General features: G+C 75.3%; 1 protein-coding gene and 1 pseudogene. Both read left to right on the top strand.

Annotated elements, in window-relative coordinates; genetic code table 11:
- A pseudogene (locus HUX53_RS01905) lies at positions 1–350 on the top strand (ABC transporter ATP-binding protein); the annotation flags it as partial.
- Positions 347–1,462 (top strand): ABC transporter permease (locus HUX53_RS42400; RefSeq protein ID WP_176401442.1); only part of this gene is annotated, 1,116 nt, incomplete at its 3' end. The pseudogene HUX53_RS01905 and the gene HUX53_RS42400, both read left to right, overlap by 4 nt.

Below are 1,462 nucleotides of genomic sequence, written 5' to 3'. Positions count from 1 at the left end.
GCGCCGCGTCCGGTGACGTGTACACCGTCCGCTTCTGCGGTAAGCGTAGTAGGTGCACAGGGCCCGCGCAGGCGGGCGGGCGGCGAGCCGTCGCGATCGCCCGCGCCATCGCCAAGGCCCCGGCGCTGCTGCTGTGCGACGAGCCGACCGGCGCCCTCGACCTGGAGACCGGGCGCGGCGTCCTGCGCGTCCTGCAGGACCTCAACCGCGAGGGCCGGACGGTCCTGGTCGTCACCCACAACGCCGCGATCGCCGCCATCGCGCACCGCGTGGTGCGGATGCGGTCCGGCCGCGTCGTCGAGGTGACGACCAACGCCGCGCCCGCCGGCGCCGACGAGGTGACCTGGTGAGCGTCCTCAACGTCAAGCTCCGCCGCGACCTGCGGCGCCGCCCCGCGCAGCTGGTGTCGGTGGTGGTGCTGGTCATGCTCGGCGTCGCGCTGTTCGGCGCGTCCTACGACGCCTACAAGAACCTGGACGCCGGCTACCAGGCCACCTTCCACAAGTACCGGTTCGCGGACCTCACCCTGACGGGCGGCGACACCGCCGCGATCGCGAAGCAGGCGGGGGCGCGGCCGGGCGTCGAGGCGGTCACCGTCCGCACGGTCGCGGACGTGCCGCTGCGCATGCCCGACGGCGGCACCCTCGTCGGCCGCGTCGTCGGGTTCCCCACCGGATCGCAGCCCGCCGTCAACCGGGTGAAGGTCGTCGAAGGCTCCTACCTCGACCCGGCCGCGCCGGACGGCGTCCTCGCCGAGAAGCACATCGCCGACCACGCGAAGCTGAAGCCGGGCGACCACGTGTCGGTCTGGGACGGGAACGCGTGGCGGAACCTCGCCGTGCGCGGCACCGCGTCCTCGCCCGAATACCTGTGGCCCGCCTCCAGCCGCCAGAACGTGCTGCCCGCGCCCGGATCGTTCGGCGTCCTGTTCGCCCCCGAGCCGCTCGCCCGCCAGATCGCCGGCACGGCGGCGCCCGGCCAGGTGGCCGTCTACTACACCGCCGCCGGACGCGAGCACGCCGCGGAACTCGACGCGGCCCTCACCGCCACCGCCCGGCAGCACGGCGCGGGCGCGGCGATCACCCGCGCCGAGCAGCCCTCCAACGCCACCCTCGCCGAGGACATCAAGGGCTTCTCCGAGCTGGCCGTGATGTTCCCGCTGCTGTTCCTCGCCGCCGCCGGCGTCGCCGTCTACGTCGTGCTGACCCGCCGCGTCGCCCGCGACCGCGTGATCATCGGGACGCTGCGCGCCTCCGGGTTCCGCCGCCGCACCCTCGTGGCCCACTACCTGGCGACCGGCGTCGCGGTCGGGCTCGCCGGGTCGGTGCTCGGCGTCGCCGCCGGGCTGCTGCTGGCCGGGACCGTGACCCGGCTGTACGGGGACGCGATCGGGCTGCCGGAGACGCTGGTGTCGGTCCGCCCCTCGACCGTCGCCGCCGGCCTGGCGTTCGGGGTCGTCGCG

This window comes from Actinomadura sp. BRA 177 (genome assembly GCF_013372625.1).
Classification (GTDB): Bacteria; Actinomycetota; Actinomycetes; order Streptosporangiales; family Streptosporangiaceae; genus Spirillospora.
This window is presented reverse-complemented; position numbering and strand designations above follow the sequence as displayed.